At 74.2% G+C, this 14,358-nt stretch carries 11 protein-coding genes; 8 read left to right on the plus strand and 3 right to left on the minus strand.

The features are described 5' to 3' along the window. Nucleotides 1-14 precede the first annotated feature (14 nt). Genes O2W16_RS20755 through O2W16_RS20775 form a run of 5 tightly spaced genes read left to right on the plus strand, consistent with a single transcriptional unit; the run spans nucleotide 15 to nucleotide 4,917 of the window. A complete protein-coding gene (locus tag O2W16_RS20755) occupies nucleotides 15-1,289 on the plus strand; it encodes a glycosyltransferase family 4 protein (RefSeq protein WP_269160738.1) in 1,275 nt (424 codons plus the stop codon). Beyond that, nucleotides 1,283-2,056 (plus strand): class I SAM-dependent methyltransferase, encoded by a 774-nt coding sequence (locus O2W16_RS20760; RefSeq protein ID WP_269160739.1) that lies wholly within the window; start codon nucleotides 1,283-1,285, stop codon nucleotides 2,054-2,056. The genes O2W16_RS20755 and O2W16_RS20760 overlap by 7 nt, the downstream gene beginning before the upstream one ends. Continuing rightward, on the plus strand, nucleotides 2,049-3,107 hold the full coding sequence (locus O2W16_RS20765) for a prenyltransferase (RefSeq protein WP_269160740.1): 1,059 nt from the start codon (nucleotides 2,049-2,051) through the stop codon (nucleotides 3,105-3,107). The genes O2W16_RS20760 and O2W16_RS20765 overlap by 8 nt, the downstream gene beginning before the upstream one ends. A gap of 29 nt (nucleotides 3,108-3,136) precedes the next feature. Continuing rightward, entirely contained in the window at nucleotides 3,137-3,994 is an 858-nt protein-coding gene (locus O2W16_RS20770) for a glycosyltransferase family 2 protein (protein ID WP_269160741.1), read from the plus strand. Further along, nucleotides 3,991-4,917, plus strand: coding sequence for a glycosyltransferase family 2 protein (locus O2W16_RS20775; protein ID WP_269160742.1), 927 nt, complete (start codon nucleotides 3,991-3,993; stop codon nucleotides 4,915-4,917). The genes O2W16_RS20770 and O2W16_RS20775 overlap by 4 nt, the downstream gene beginning before the upstream one ends. A 16-nt stretch (nucleotides 4,918-4,933) precedes the next feature. Here O2W16_RS20775 and O2W16_RS20780 read toward each other — a convergent pair whose 3' ends face one another. Both O2W16_RS20780 and O2W16_RS20785 read right to left on the minus strand, forming a co-directional pair. Continuing rightward, the gene (locus O2W16_RS20780; RefSeq protein ID WP_269160743.1) at nucleotides 4,934-5,542 is read right to left on the minus strand and encodes a TPM domain-containing protein; all 609 of its coding nucleotides are present in this window, start codon (nucleotides 5,540-5,542) and stop codon (nucleotides 4,934-4,936) included. A gap of 232 nt (nucleotides 5,543-5,774) precedes the next feature. Next, a complete protein-coding gene (locus O2W16_RS20785) occupies nucleotides 5,775-6,497 on the minus strand; it encodes a 4'-phosphopantetheinyl transferase family protein (RefSeq protein WP_269160744.1) in 723 nt (240 codons plus the stop codon). 246 nt (nucleotides 6,498-6,743) lie between these two features. Here O2W16_RS20785 and O2W16_RS20790 point away from each other — a divergent pair, with 246 nt between their 5' ends. Genes O2W16_RS20790 through O2W16_RS20800 form a run of 3 tightly spaced genes read left to right on the plus strand, consistent with a single transcriptional unit; the run spans nucleotide 6,744 to nucleotide 12,951 of the window. Then, nucleotides 6,744-10,910 carry a Pls/PosA family non-ribosomal peptide synthetase gene (locus tag O2W16_RS20790; RefSeq protein WP_269160745.1) on the plus strand — a complete coding sequence of 1,389 codons (4,167 nt, stop codon included), beginning with the start codon at nucleotides 6,744-6,746 and terminating at the stop codon, nucleotides 10,908-10,910. Beyond that, a complete protein-coding gene (locus O2W16_RS20795; RefSeq protein ID WP_269160746.1) occupies nucleotides 10,907-12,244 on the plus strand; it encodes a heparan-alpha-glucosaminide N-acetyltransferase domain-containing protein in 1,338 nt (445 codons plus the stop codon). The genes O2W16_RS20790 and O2W16_RS20795 overlap by 4 nt, the downstream gene beginning before the upstream one ends. Before the next feature lie 2 nt (nucleotides 12,245-12,246). Continuing rightward, the gene (locus O2W16_RS20800) at nucleotides 12,247-12,951 is read left to right on the plus strand and encodes a BPL-N domain-containing protein (RefSeq protein WP_269160747.1); all 705 of its coding nucleotides are present in this window, start codon (nucleotides 12,247-12,249) and stop codon (nucleotides 12,949-12,951) included. 72 nt (nucleotides 12,952-13,023) lie between these two features. On the opposite strand, the gene O2W16_RS20805 is transcribed toward O2W16_RS20800, so the two are convergent. Further along, on the minus strand, nucleotides 13,024-14,106 hold the full coding sequence (locus O2W16_RS20805) for a hypothetical protein (RefSeq protein ID WP_269160748.1): 1,083 nt from the start codon (nucleotides 14,104-14,106) through the stop codon (nucleotides 13,024-13,026). Nucleotides 14,107-14,358: the final 252 nt, after the last annotated feature.

Genomic DNA, 14,358 nt, shown 5'->3' on the forward strand with positions numbered 1-14,358 from the left:
GTTACAGTCCGGTCATGGGACGGTCGTTGCGGATTGCACTGCTGTCCTACCGCAGCAAGCCGCACAGCGGCGGGCAGGGCGTCTACGTCCGGGCCCTGTCCCGGGAGCTGTGCGAGCTGGGACACCGGGTCGAGGTGCTCAGCGGGCAGCCCTACCCCGAGCTGGCCGACGGCGTGCCGCTCACCCGGGTGCCCAGCCTGGACCTCTACCGCGAGCCCGACCCGTTCCGGACGCCGCGGCCCAGCGAGTTCACCAGCCCGATCGACGTGGCCGAGTGGCTGGCCATGTGCACGGCGGGCTTCCCCGAGCCGCTCACCTTCAGCCTGCGTGCCGCCCGGGTGCTGGGGCGCCGCACCACGGAGTTCGACCTGGTGCACGACAACCAGTCGCTGGGCTACGGGCTGCTGCAGCTGCGCCGCCGGGGGCTGCCGACCGTCGCCACGGTGCACCACCCGGTCGCCATCGACCGCGACCTCGAGCTCGCCGCGGAGACCCGGCTGCGCCGGCGGCTGACGCTGCGTCGCTGGTACGGGTTCACCACCATGCAGGCCCGGGTCGCTCAGCGGCTCGACGGCCTGACCACCGTCTCCGACAGCTCCTGCCGGGACATCACCCGGCACATGGGCGTCCCGGCTGCCGGCATCGAGGTCATCCCGGTCGGCATCGACCCGGAGGTGTTCCGACCGCCGGCGGAGCCGGCTGCCCGGGAGACCGCCCGGATCGTGGTGACGACCAGCGCCGACGTCCCGCTGAAGGGCCTGGTCCACCTGCTGGAGGCGCTGGCCAAGCTGCGCACGGAACAGGACGTGCGTCTCACCGTGATCGGCACGGCCCGTCCCGGCGGTCCCGCGGCCGAGGCGCTGGACCGGCTGAGCCTGGCCGACGCGGCGCACTTCACCGGTTCGATCCCGACCGAGGAGCTGGTCCGGCTGCTGCAGACCGCCACCGTGGTGGCCGTCCCGTCGCTGTACGAGGGGTTCTCGCTGCCGGCGGTGGAGGCGATGGCCTGCGGCACGCCGCTGGTCACGACCGACGCGGGTGCCCTGCCGGAGGTCGTCGGCTCGCACGCCGGGGTGCAGGTGCCCGCGGGCGACGTCGGCCGCCTGGCCGAGGCGCTGCGGCTGGTCCTGGACCGCGCGTCGCTGCGGGACCAGCTGGGCCGGGCGGGGCGGGCCCGGGTGCTCAGCTCCTACACCTGGCGGCGCACCGCCGAGCGCACGGCCGAGTGGTACGGCGAGGTGCTGGACCGCCGGGCGGCCACCGACACCCCGGGGAGCGGCCGGTGCTGACCGTCGACTACGACCTGCTCGACGTCCGGCCGGGCATGCGGGTCCTGGACCTGGGGTGCGGCGAGGGCCGACACGCGTTCGAGGCCTACCGGCGCGGGGCGTCGGTGCTCGCGGTCGACTGGGGGCAGCAGGAGGTGGCCACCACCGCCGAGTGGCTGGGTGCGATCGCTGCCGCCGGCGAGGCACCGGCGGGTGCGTCGGCCGGGGTGGCGCGCGGCGACCTGCGTGCCCTGCCGGTGCCCGATGCGAGCGTCGACCGGGTGATCGCCTCGGAGGTGCTCGAGCACATCGTCGACGACCGCACGGCCCTGGCCGAGATCGCCCGGGTGCTCAAGCCCGGTGGGCGGGTCGCCGTCAGCGTGCCCCGGTACGGCCCCGAGCGGATCTGCTGGGCGCTGTCGGACAGCTACCACGCCAACGAGGGCGGCCACATCCGCATCTACCGGGGTGACCAGCTGTGGGAACGGCTCGCCGCCGCCGGGCTGCGACCGACCGACACCCACCACGCCCACGCCCTGCACGCCCCGTTCTGGTGGCTCAAGTGCGCGGTCGGGGTCGACCGGGACACCGCACTGGTCCGCGCCTACCACCGGCTGCTGGTCTGGGACCTCATGCACCGCCCCTGGCTGACCCGCACCGCCGAGCGGCTGCTGGACCCGGTGTTCGGCAAGAGCCTGGTGCTCTACGCCGACAAGCCGGCGTCCACCGCCGGCGAGACGGCTGCAGGTGGGACGGCCGCCGCCGACGGGGCCCTCGCGAGTGCCTGAGGCCGCACCGGCGCTGCCCGAGGTCCCCGGCGTGCTCACCGCCGACCAGGTGCGCCAGACCGTGGCGGCGATCGCCGCCGAGCAGTCCGCCGACGGTGCCCTGCCCTGGTTCTGCGGTGGCCAGCTGGACGCCTGGGACTCCGTCGAGGCGGCGATGGCGCTGGACGTCGGCGGGGAGCACGACCGGGCCGTCGCCGCCTACGCCTGGCTGGCCGGGCGACAGCGCGCCGACGGCTCCTGGGCCGCGGAGTACCGGGACGGCGCCGCCACGGACCCCGGGGCGGAGAGCAACCACGCCGGCTACCTCGCCGTGGGCCTCTGGCACTCCTGGCTGAGCACCGGCGACGCCGGGGTGGTCGACCGGCTGTGGCCCACGGTGCGCCGGGCACTCGACCTCGTGACGAGGATGCAGCTGGCCGACGGGGCGATCGGCTGGGCGCTGCGCCCGGACGGCACACCCGACGACACGGCGCTGCTCACCGGGAACGCGAGCCTGTTCCAGGCGCTGCGTGCCGGGATCGCCCTGGCCGACCTGGTCGGTGCGGCCCAGCCGGACTGGGAGCTGGCCGCCGCCGACCTCGGCCGGGCGCTGCGGGACCGGCCCGAAGCGTTCGCCGACCGGTCGCGGTACTCGATGGACTGGTACTACCCGGTGCTGGCCGGTGCGCTCACCGGCGTGGCGGCCGAGGCCCGGCTGGCCGCGGGCTGGGACACCTTTGTCGTCCCCGGGCTGGGGGTGCGGTGCGTCGCCGACCGGCCGTGGGTGACCGGCGCGGAGACCTGCGAGCTGGCGCTGGCGCTGGCCGCGGCCGGCCGGCCGGCCGACGCGATCGAGCAGCTGGCCGCCATGCAGCACCTGCGGGCCGAGGACGGCTCGTACTGGACCGGCCTGGTGTACGCCGACGACGCCCGCTGGCCGGTCGAGCGCACCACCTGGACGGCGGCGGCGGTGGTGCTGGCCGCGGACGCCATCGCCGGCACCGGCCCGGCCGCCGCGCTGTTCGCCGACCCGGCCGCGCTGGACCGGTCCGTGACGGAGGCGCTGCGTTGACGCCTCGCCCGGTCGGGCACGATCACCAGGTGCACACAGACCTCAGCAGCAGCGCCTCCGCGGTGACCTGCGTGGTCGCCAGCCGCAACCGCCGCGACGACCTGCTGGCCAGCCTCCCCCGGCACGAGGCGCCGGTGGTGCTGGTCGACAACGCCTCCACCGACGACACGGTGGCCGCGGTCCGGGCCGCGCACCCGGAGGTCACCGTCGTGCCCCTGGAGCGCAACACCGGCGCCGTCGCCCGCACCCTCGGCGTCGCCCGCGCGGGCACGCCGTTCGTGGCCTTCACCGACGACGACTCCTGGTGGGCGCCGGGCGACCTGGCGCGCGGGGTCGAGATCATGCGCGCGCACCCGCGGCTGGGGCTGCTGGCCGCCCGGATCCTGGTGGGCTCCGCCGAGGAGCTCGACCCCGTCTGCACCGAGATGGCCGACAGCCCGCTGGGCACCGAGCCCGACCTGCCGGGCCCGTCGCTGCTCGGGTTCGTCGCCTGCGCCGCACTGGTGCGCACCGAGGCGTTCACCGCCGTCGGCGGCTTCGACCGGGTCGTGCGCTTCCCCGGCGAGGAGGAGCGGCTGGCGCTGGACCTGGCCGCGGCCGGCTGGGGGCTGGCCTACGTCGACGAGGTCACCGTGCACCACCACCCCTCCACCCACCGGGAGGCCAGCAGCGCCCGGCAGGCGGGCATCTGGCGCAGCCGGGTCCTCACCGCCCTCATGCGCTACCCGCTCCGCGACGTCGCCGGCCAGCTGGTCCGGGTGGTGCGCGCCGGACGCCCGGGCTGGCGGGGACTCGCCGGGGCGGTCCCCCGGGTCCCCGCCGCCCTGCGGAACCGGCGGGTGCTCCCCCGGCACGTGATGGCCGGGGTCCGGGAGCTGGGGGCATGACGAGCGGAGCTGCGGCCGCAGCCGGCGGCCCCGACCCACGCGTCGCCGTCGTCGTGATCACCCACGACCGCCGGGACGAGCTGCTGCTGGCGCTGTCCCGGCTGCGGGAGCTGCCCGAGCAGCCGCAGGTGGTCGTCGTCGACAACGGCTCGACCGACGGCACCGCCGAGGCGGTCCGCACCCGACACCCCTGGGTCGAGCTGATCGCCAGCCCGGAGAACCTGGGCGCGGTCGGCCGCAACCTGGGCGTGGCCCGGCTGGACACCCCCTACGTCGCCTTCTGCGATGACGACACCTGGTGGGACCCGGGTTCGCTGCGCGCCGCCGCCGACGCGCTCGAGGCCCACCCCCGGCTGGCCGTCGTCACCGCCCGGATCCTGGTCGAGCCCGGCGGCGTCGAGGACCCGATCGTCGCCGAGCTGCGCGACTCCCCGGTCGTCGGCGCCGACTGGCTGCCCGGGCCCGCGCTGGGCAGCTTCCTGGCCGGTGCCAGCGTGCTGCGACGGGAGGCGTTCACCGAGGTCGGCGGCTTCTCCGAACGGCTGTGGCTGGGCGGGGAGGAGGAGCTCATGGCCGGTGACCTGGCCGCGGCGGACTGGGAGCTCTGCTACCTGCCGACGATCGCCATCCACCACCAGGCCAGCACCGCCCGCGACCCGCACCAGCGCAGGCAGGACGGCATCCGCAACACGCTGTGGACGACGTGGCTGCGCCGGCCGTTCCGGCCCGCGCTGCGCCGCACCGTGCACCTGCTGCGCACCGTCCCGCGCGACCGGGTGACCGCCCGGGGGCTGCTCGCCGCCGTCCGTGGGCTGCCCTGGGTGCTGCGCGAGCGACGGGTCCTCCCCCCGCACGCGGAGGCGCGGTTCGCCGCCCTGGAGCACGCCCAGCGCAGCTCCACCGCCCGCCGCTACGTGAGCTGAGCGGCGCCCCGGCCGTTCAGCTCTGCCGGGCCGGTGCGGCCTCGGGCTGCTGGTCCTCCGGGGAGCCGCGCCGGGAGACGAGGTAGAAGGCGGCCAGCACGCCGACGAGGACGACCACGACCACGGCCGTCCTCGCCGACGACCACGACGGCATGGCCGGGTCGACGACGTCGGTGGACTGCAGCCCGTCGGCCAGCGCCACCACCGCGCCGGACCAGTCACCCTCGACGATCGCGGGCTCGACGTCCTCGCTCATCAGGGCCTCGACGGCGTCCGGCTGCAACGTCGACGCGTCCCCGACCCACCACTCGTACTCGGCCTCGTCGGTCGCGACGGCCAGCAGCACCTCCTCGTCGCCGAGCTCGGACTCCGTCGCGGTCAGCTCGGCCCAGTCGGCGTCGTCCTCCTCGCCGTCGAAGGAGGGGACGAAGACGACGGACAGTTCGATCCCGGTCTGGGAGACCAGTTCGGCCACGGCGTCCTCGGCCGCCGCGGCGTCCGCCCCCAGCACGCCGGCCTCGTCGGTGATCGGTGCGTCGAGCGCGACCGGCTGCGCTGCCATCGCCGTCCCTGCGGGCAGCAGCCCGGCGATCAGGAGGACCAACAACGCGATTCGCGTGCGCACACACACTTCCTCTGGATAGACGGCCGGACGTCCTCGGTGGGGCGACGGCTCTGGCGCGGCCCGGGCGCGGGGGTGGCCGAACAGATCGCGCACCTCGTGGCGAGCATGTTCGCCGATGAGGTGCGCCGCACCGGGGAACAGACCATTCTGCCGACACGCGGGTTGGCCACGCAATTGCGTCAGGGACCGCTCACAGATGGTGAGCACAATGGCAGAAGAATTGTGTCGCCGTTCACTCAGCGCCCGGTTGCGCGCCAGCGGCGGCCAGGTCGGGCAGCGCACGGACGACCGGTGCGCTCCCACCGGCGACCGCGACCAGGACCCGCCGCGCCGGGTCGCACCAGTCGGTGAGGTACAGCCCGCGGTACCGGCTCACCGCCCGCCCAGCCCGGTCGCGGCGCTCGGTCAGCCGGGACAGGTCGACCCGCCCCATCCCGGCCAGCGTCGTCGTCCCGGTCTTCACCAGGCACTCCTTGCGCGCCCAGTGCCGGAGGGCGAGCAGCGGCGGGTCCACCGCCGACCGCACCTGTTGCTGCTCGGCGGGGGCCAGCCCGGGGAACCGTCCGGCTGCCTGACCCTCCGCCGGGAACTCCTCGACGTCCACGCCCACCGGGCGCCAGGCGGCGGCGGCGACCACCGCACCCCGGCTGTGGGACCAGCTGACGTGCACGTCGGGGAGGTCCACGAGGGTCGGGCGCCCGTGCCCCGCCGTCCTGCAGTCGGTGCACCACTGGTGCACCGCCAGGTCGATGAGGGGCCGTCCGGTCAGCGCCGCAGCGCACCGGCGCACGAGCAGGTGCGCGGCGACGTAGGCGGCCCGGTCCGCGGGGTCCTCCAGCGCGGCGCTGCGCGCCCGTTCGGCAGCGCCGAGCAGGCCGACGTCGGCGCCGGCGAGGACCTCGTCCGGGCTGGCCACCACGACCAACGGCGCTCGACGCAGGCCCGTGCGCACCATCCCAGCCCTCCGATCTCCTTGCCAGGGCCGCCAGCACGACCCCTCACTCACCGGAGTCGGTTGACCGCAATGGGAATTTGTTCGCGTCTCTGTGTTTGGAAATTCCTCGACGGAGAGCACCCATTCGAACACAGTGCGTGAAAGTTGAACAAAGAACTGTGAGTTCACCCAGAACGGGTGGCATGACCCCGTGTTTCTCCTTAGCGTCGGTCGCAATTCCTGATTGTCAACTGTGAGAGCGAGTTCATGTCGACGGAGAGCGAGAGCCAGGACTTCATCCCGGGCTTCACCACCCCCAGGGACCCGGGGGTCGACTCCGCGACCCGACGCTTCTCCTTCTCCCAGAACGTCGCGGGTGTCCCGCCTCGAGCGCAGCAGGACACCACCCGGCTGTCCCAGTTCTTCGAGCGGACGTGCGACGAGCACCCCTCGGCGACGGCGCTGGAGTGCGACGGCGAGCGACTGAGCTACGCCGACCTCGACCAGCGGGCCAACCGCCTGGCGCACCACCTGCTGGGGCTCGGCATCCGGTCCGGGGCCCGGGTCGGGATCCTGCTGGACCGCTCGGTGAACACCTACGTCGCCCTGCTCGCGGTGACGAAGACGGAAGCGACCTTCGTCCCGATCGACCCGGCGGCCCCGGCAGACCGGGTGCAGTTCCAGGCCGAGGACTCCGATCTCGCGCTGGTGGTCACCACCACCTCGTTCGCCGCGACCTGCAGCGGGCTCCCCTGCCCGCCGCTCTTCCTGGACGAGCTGGGCGGCGACCTCGCGGCCGCCCCGAGCTGGCGCCCTGACCTGGAGACCGGCGGCGACCCGGTCTGCTACATCATCTACACCTCGGGCTCCAGTGGCCGCCCCAAGGGCGTCGAGATCGCCCAGTCGAGCATCTGCAACTTCATCGGCATCGTGCCGGTCCTGTACGGCGTCGAGCCGACCGACCGGGTCTACCAGGGCATGACGATCGCCTTCGACTTCTCCATCGAGGAGATCTGGCCGACCTGGGCCGTGGGCGCGACCCTCGTCGCCGGCCCCACGGACGGACGCCGGGTCGGCTCGGGGCTGGCCGACTTCCTGGCCGAGCAGGAGATCACGATGATCTACTGCGTCCCCACCGTGCTGGCCACGCTGGACCGCACCCTCCCCCTGATCCGCACGGTGAACGTCGGCGGCGAGGCCTGCCCGCGGGAGCTCGTCGACCGTTGGGGCCCCGGTCGTCGCATCCTCAACACCTACGGCCCGACGGAGACCACCGTCACCTGCACGATGGCCGAGCTCTACCCCGGCAAGCCGGTGACGATCGGACGGCCGCTGCCGACCTACCGCGTCACCCTGCTGGACGACGAGCGCCGGCCGGTGGGCAACGGCGAGATCGGCGAGATCTGCGTCGGTGGCCCCGGGGTGGCACTCGGGTACGTCAACCGGCCCGACCTGACGGCCGACCGCTTCCTGCCCGACCCGCACGGCTTCCCCGGTGAGCGGCTGTACCGCACCGGTGACCTGGGGCGCTTCCTCCCCGACGGTGAGCTGGAGTACCTCGGCCGCGCGGACAGCGAGGTGAAGGTCCGCGGCCACCGCGTCGACCTCCAGGAGATCGAGGGCATGCTCCTGCAGCACGACCGGGTCACGGCCGCGGTCGTCACGCTGCTGCCGGCGCCGGAGAGCGGCGGCGAGCTCGCCGCCTACGTGATCCCCCGCCCCGGGGACGACACCGCAGACCTCGTCGCCGAGCTGCACGACCTGCTCCTGGAGCAGCTGCCGCCCTACATGGTCCCGGCCTTCCTCGACGTCGTCTCCACCATCCCGATGCTGCCGAGCGGCAAGGCCGACCGGAAGGCGCTGCCCGAGCCACAGGGCCCGCGCCTGATGCGGGACACCGGGGCGTACGTGGCCCCGGACTCCCCCACCGAGGCCTGGGTGGCCGGGATCTGGGAAGAGGCGTTCGGCCTGCCGGGCGGGTCCGTGTCGGTCGAGGCCAACTTCTTCGACGCGCTCGGTGGTCACTCGCTCCTGGCGGCGCGGATCATCTCCACGATGCGCTCCAGCGACCTGGGCGCCGGGTTGTCCATCCTCGAGCTCTACCGGCACCCGACGGTTCGCTCCCTCGCCGCACACCTGGAGGACGACGCCCGGTCCGGTGAGGCAGCCGCGGAGCCGCACCTGCGCCGCCCGGTGCAGTCCTCCCGCCGCCGGGTCGCCGCCTTCGGGTCGGCCCAGTTCGCCACCTTCTACGGCATCGTCCTGCTGTTCCTGTTCCCTGCCGCGCTGGTCTACGCGCTGAACGACGGGGAGCCCTCGGCTGCGCTGGTCGTCCAGCTGGCCTTCGCCCTGCCTGCGTTCTTCCTCCTCGTCCGCTGGGTGCTCCCGGTCGTCGGCTCACGGCTGCTGTCCCGGGGGCTGCAGCCCGGTGACCACCCGCTGTGGAGCTGGACCCACCTGCGGGTCTGGACCGTGCAGAAGCTCATGGTGATCTCCCCGCTGACGGTCCTGAGCGGATCCCCGTGGGCGGCCACCTACCTGCGGCTGGCCGGCGCACGGATCGACGACGACTGCCACATCGGGACGTCGGAGATCAGCCTCCCGGCGATGCTGGACATCGGCCCGGGCGCGACCATCGGCTACGGCACCCAGCTGCACGGCCACCGGGTCGCCGACGGCGTCCTCTCCCTCGGCGTCGTCTCCGTGGGTGCCCGCGCGACCCTCGGCTCGCAGTCGCTGCTGGAGGCCGGCTCGGCGGTCGAGGACGGCGGGGTCCTGCGTGAGCAGTCGCTGCTGCCCGCCGGTGAGATCGTCCCCGCCGGCGCGACCTGGGCCGGTTCACCGGCGCGGGCCTCGACCGAGCCCGCCGACCCGGTGCTCGGGTTGATGACCGGCTGCACCGCCGCGCCCACCACCTGGACGCGTCAGCTCCGGACCGGTTTCGCCGCGGGCATCACCCTCCTGGAGCTGCTGCCCTTCTTCGTGCTGCTCCCCGTGGTCGCGCTCGTCTGGTGGGTGCTGCTGACCTTCGGGCTGGGCGCTGGCCTCCTGGCCACGGCGCTCTCCGGCCCGGTCTTCGTGGCCGCCTCGTGTGCGCTCATCCTGGGCTGCCGCCGGCTGGCCCTCACGGAGACGCCGCCGGGCGTGCACCACCTGCGCTCCAAGCTGGGGCTGGAGAAGTGGCTGGGCGACAAGCTCCTCGAGATGAGCTTGATGCTCAACAACAGCATGTACGCGACGCTGTACACCTCCATCTGGCTGCGTGCGATGGGCACCAAGGTCGGCCGCGGCGCCGAGGTCTCCACCATCGCGAACATCGACCCCGACCTGCTCACCCTGGGCGAGGGCAGCTTCGTGGCGGACATGGCCAGCGTCGGCAGCGCCACCTACGCCAACGGGCACGTGGCCTTCCAGGTCACCGAGGTCGGCGCCCGCGCCTTCGTCGGGAACGCCGCCTACATCCCCTCGGGTTCGCACCTGGGTGACGGCTCGCTGATCGGTGTCCGGAGCGTGCCGCCGACCGGAGGCGTGCCGGCGGACAGCTCGTGGCTCGGCTCCCCGCCGATCAACCTGCCGCGCCGGGAGATGTACGAGAACTACACCGAGGCGGAGACCTTCACGCCCAGCCGCCGCCGGGTGCGTGCCCGCTACGCCATCGAGTTCCTGCGCATCGTGCTGCCCAGCTCGATCCTGGCCCTGGCCATGTTCGGCACGCTGTACGGCGCCTCGGTGCTCGCGGCGAACCAGGGCGTGCTCGTCACCGTGGTGGTGGCGCCGCTGATCGCGCTGCTCTCCAGCCTCGCCGTCGTGGTGGGGGTCGCACTGCTCAAGTGGGTCCTCGTCGGCCGGTACAAGACGCGGGTGGAGCCGCTGTGGAGCGGCTTCGTGCGCCGGACCGAGTTCGTCACCGGCATCTACGAGGCGGCCGCCGTCCCGGCGCTGCTGACCTGGCTGACCGGTACACCGCTGCTCGGCCCGCTGCTGCGGCTCTACGGGGCGAAGATCGGCCGGCGGACGCTGATCGACACCACCTACCTCACCGAGTTCGACCTGGTGACCCTGGGCGACGACGTCTCCGTGGGCACCAACGCCTCGCTGCAGACCCACCTCTTCGAGGACCGCGTGATGAAGATGGACCACGTCATCATCCGGGACCGGGCCAGCGTCGGGGACAAGTCCGTCGTCCTCTACGGCTCCACGGTGGAGGAGGACGCCACCATCGCCGACCTCTCCCTGGTCATGAAGGGCGAGGTGCTGCCGGCCGGCACCGCGTGGAGCGGCATCCCGGCCCAGAAGGTGGGCCGCGCCCCGGCCAGCACGCTGCCGGTCCGGGACGACCCGGCGCTCGACACCACTGCCCTCGACCCGGCGGTCGACAACCCGACCACCGAGAGCCGGCAGCTCAGCACCGCGTCGAACAGCCGGGAGGCGTGACCGTGCCCCAGACCAGCGAGCACCAGAACATCGTGGCCCCACTGCCCCCGGAACCCGGTGCCACCGTGGCGGCGCTGCCGCACAGCTGCGCACCGGCACCGGCCGGTGACGTCGCCGGCACCCCGGCCGAGGGCGCTCCGGCGACCCCGCGCCCCCGAGCACGTCTGATCGGGATCGATGCCGCTCGCGGCATCGCCCTCGTGGGCATGATGTCGGTGCACCTGATCCCCGCGGCCACCGACGACGGCGACGTGTCGTTGGCGTGGCTGCTCTCCAACGGCAAGGCCTCGGCGCTGTTCGCCCTGCTCGCCGGCGTCGGCATCGCCTTCTCCACCGGTCGGCGCCGTCCGCCACGCGGTCTGGCCTGGCGGGCCGGCGCGCTGTCCCTGCTGACCCGGGCCGTGATCATCGCGGCGATCGGCCTCGCGCTCGGGTACGTCGTCGGCACCGGCGACGCCGCGGTGATCCTGGCCTACTACGGGGTGCTCTTCGCCCTGGCCATCCCGTTCCTGCGGCTGTCGACCCGCGGGCTGGTGGTGGCGGCGGCGCTCGCAGCGCTCGTCATGCCGCTGGTCAGCTATGGGCTGCGCCTCGAGCTGACCCCGGTCGCCGTGGCCAACCCGACGCTGACCGACCTGGTCACCGACCCGCTGGGCCTGCTGCTCCAGCTGACCCTGACCGGGGTGTTCCCCGCCCTGGTCTGGATCGCCTACCTGCTGGCCGGGATGGCCGTCGGCCGGGCGGTGCTCGCCTCGCGGCGCGTCGTCAGCCAGATCACGCTGCTCGGCCTGGCGCTCGCCCTGGCCTCCAGCCTGCTGTCGATGCTGCTGCTGACCGTCGGCGGGCGGGGTGACCTCCTCCGCGCGGATGCCGTGCAGACCATGGACTTCGAGCTCTACCAGGAGACCCTGACCTGGGGGCCCTCGGGGACGACGCCGACGAACAGCCCGTGGTGGCTGGTGGCCACGGCGCCGCACAGCGGCAGCCCGCTGGACCTCGCCTTCACGATCGGGGTGGCGCTGGCCGTGCTGGGTGGGTGCCTGCTGCTCGGCCGGGGCCTGCAGCCGCTGCTGCGCCCGCTGGCCGCCGGCGGCAGCATGACGCTGACGCTCTACAGCGTCCACCTGCTGCTGGTGGCCGCACCGATCCCCCGTGGCGTGCTGAACCTCGTCGTCCAGGTCGTCCTGCTGCTGACCTTCGCCCTGGTCTGGAACCGGAGCCACCTGCGCGGGCCGCTGGAGGAGCTCGTCTGGCGGGCGACCGACGCCGTGCGACGGAAGGTGCTGGGCTCACCGGGAGCGCACCGGGCACCGGCCACGACGGCCGGCAGCTGAGCGTGTTCGGGCGTGGCGGTGACCGGCGGCTGGCGCTGGTCTACCGGGGCCCGGCCGCCACGGACGGGTGTCCGGAGGCGGTGGCCGAGGCGCTGGCGCGGAGCCGGTGGGACCTCGACGTCCGCTTCGTCGGGCCCAAGGAGCGGCTGGCCCTGGAACCGGCGGTGCTCGCCTCCGCCGTGCTCTACGCCCAGCCCGGCGGCGGTGAACTGAAGAAGGCGTGGCGCAAGCTCCGCAAGCAGGCCCCGGCGGTCCAGGAGTACGTCGCGGGTGGCGGCCGCTACCTCGGTTTCTGCCTGGGCGGCTACCTCGCCGGGGAGACCCCCGGCTTCGGGCTCCTGCCCGGGGACGCCGACCAGTTCGTCTCCTCCCCCGGCGCGTGGCCGACCCACACCGACGACGCGGTGGCCACGGTGGTCTGGGACGGTCGCCGCCGCCAGGTGTTCTTCCAGGACGGCGCCTGGTTCGACCTCGACCCGACCCGCGGGCCGGCCGAGGTGCTGGCCACCTACGAGAACGGGCTGCCCGCGGCCGTGGTCGCCCCCTTCGGCGCCGGCGCGGTCGGCGTCGTCGGGCCGCACCCCGAGGCGACCCCGGACTGGTTCACCGACGTCGGGCTGCCCGTGCCCGCGGACCTGCGGGCCGACCTCACCCAGGACCTCGTCGACCGGGTGATGCGGATCGGTCAGGTCACCCCGACCCGCTGAACACCGCAGGCCGCCGTGCGGAGCTCGCGCTCCCCACGGCGGCCTGCGGTGCTGGCGGGTCCTGCGGTCGGCTCAGCCCTCGTCGAGGAAGCCGGCCACGATCGTGCCGAACTGCCCGGACCGGTTGTGGCCCACCCCGGCCGGGGCGACGAGCCGGGTGTTGAGGCCCTGAGCCGAGTACCACTGCTGCCCGGCCTGCGCGCCGTAGGGCCCGGAGAGTGCGTTGAACCCACCGCCGGCGCCGGTGTCCTGGGCACCGGTGTCCCAGCGCAGGGCGACCTTGCCCTTGACGTCGGCAGGGATGCTGGCCCGCGCCGCCGGCGCGCCACCGCCGCCGATGGCGATGACCCCACCGCCGCCGGACCAGAGCGCCGGGTGGGCGGGGAAGACGAAGCGGGTCGCCGCCTGCGCGCCCGAGGAGTAGCCGGCGAACCAGAGCTCACCCGCGCCGTACTGGGCCTTCGCGTCGGCGATCAGCGCCGCCAGGTACGTCGCGTACCCGGCGGCGTCCCCACGCTCCCAGCACTGACAGGAGCGGTTCGGGCTGAACGGCGCCACGAGCACCATGTTGCGCTCCCGGGCCACCGCGGCCAGCCCCTTCGACCCGCCGATGGCGTAGGACTGGGTCGGGTTCTCGACGCCGTACTCGCCGGTGCCGTCGGCGTACACCAGCAGGCCGATCGGCTTCGCCGGGTCGATGCCCTCGGCGAAGACCCGGTAGTCCGCGGTGTACCCCGCGGCGCTGAAGGACGTCGTCCGGTTGGTCAGGGGTGCCGTGGGCGCCGTGCGCGCCGGGGTGTCGGCGGCCGGGGCCGGGGCCGGAGCGGGTGCCGGAGCCGGAGCGGGGGCCGGAGCCGGAGCGGGGGCCGGGGCCGGAGCGGGGGCCGGGGCCGGGGCCGGGGTGCTGGCGACGGGGGCGGGGGCCGGGGCCGGAGCCTGGGCTGGGGCCGGGGCGGCCGTCGTGGGAGCCGGCGCCTGGGTGCGCTGACGGGCCCGGTCGGCGTGCCGGGGGGCCTTTTCGGCCCGGACCGCGTCGAGCTGGACCGCGGTCTCCGCCTGCGGCTGCTCGCTGCTCGCCGGCGAGGCGGCGGGCGTGGAGTCCGCGACGTTGGTGGCTCCGAACATGGCGCTCACGCACAGGAAGGCGGCGGCCACGCCGGCACGTGCCCGCCGCCCCCGGCGGGTGGTGAGGGCGGACAGGAAGCGGCTGCCACGGCCGCTCCGGGTGTGACGTCTGGACAAGAAGAGACCCTTTCGAGCGTCCGCCACACGGGGTGCGGACGGGGTGCGGTGATTACGGAACTGATCGTTACACGCACTTTGTGCATCCGTAAGGTCACGCTCAGTCCACAGTTGGCTCATTCGTCACATGCGTCACGCCCGCCTCGGCCGTCGGTGTGCGCGAAG

The organism is Modestobacter sp. VKM Ac-2984, assembly GCF_026967985.1.
GTDB lineage: Bacteria > Actinomycetota > Actinomycetes > Mycobacteriales > Geodermatophilaceae > Modestobacter.

What these genes read in the sequence shown, in the direction of transcription:
- O2W16_RS20755 (WP_269160738.1), top strand. Translation starts at nt 15, where the DNA reads ATGGGACGGTCGTTGCGGATTGCACTGCTGTCCTACCGCAGCAAGCCG.
- O2W16_RS20775 (WP_269160742.1), top strand. Translation starts at nt 3,991, where the DNA reads ATGACGAGCGGAGCTGCGGCCGCAGCCGGCGGCCCCGACCCACGCGTC.
- O2W16_RS20785 (WP_269160744.1), bottom strand. Translation starts at nt 6,497, where the DNA reads ATGGTGCGCACGGGCCTGCGTCGAGCGCCGTTGGTCGTGGTGGCCAGC.
- O2W16_RS20790 (WP_269160745.1), top strand. Translation starts at nt 6,744, where the DNA reads ATGTCGACGGAGAGCGAGAGCCAGGACTTCATCCCGGGCTTCACCACC.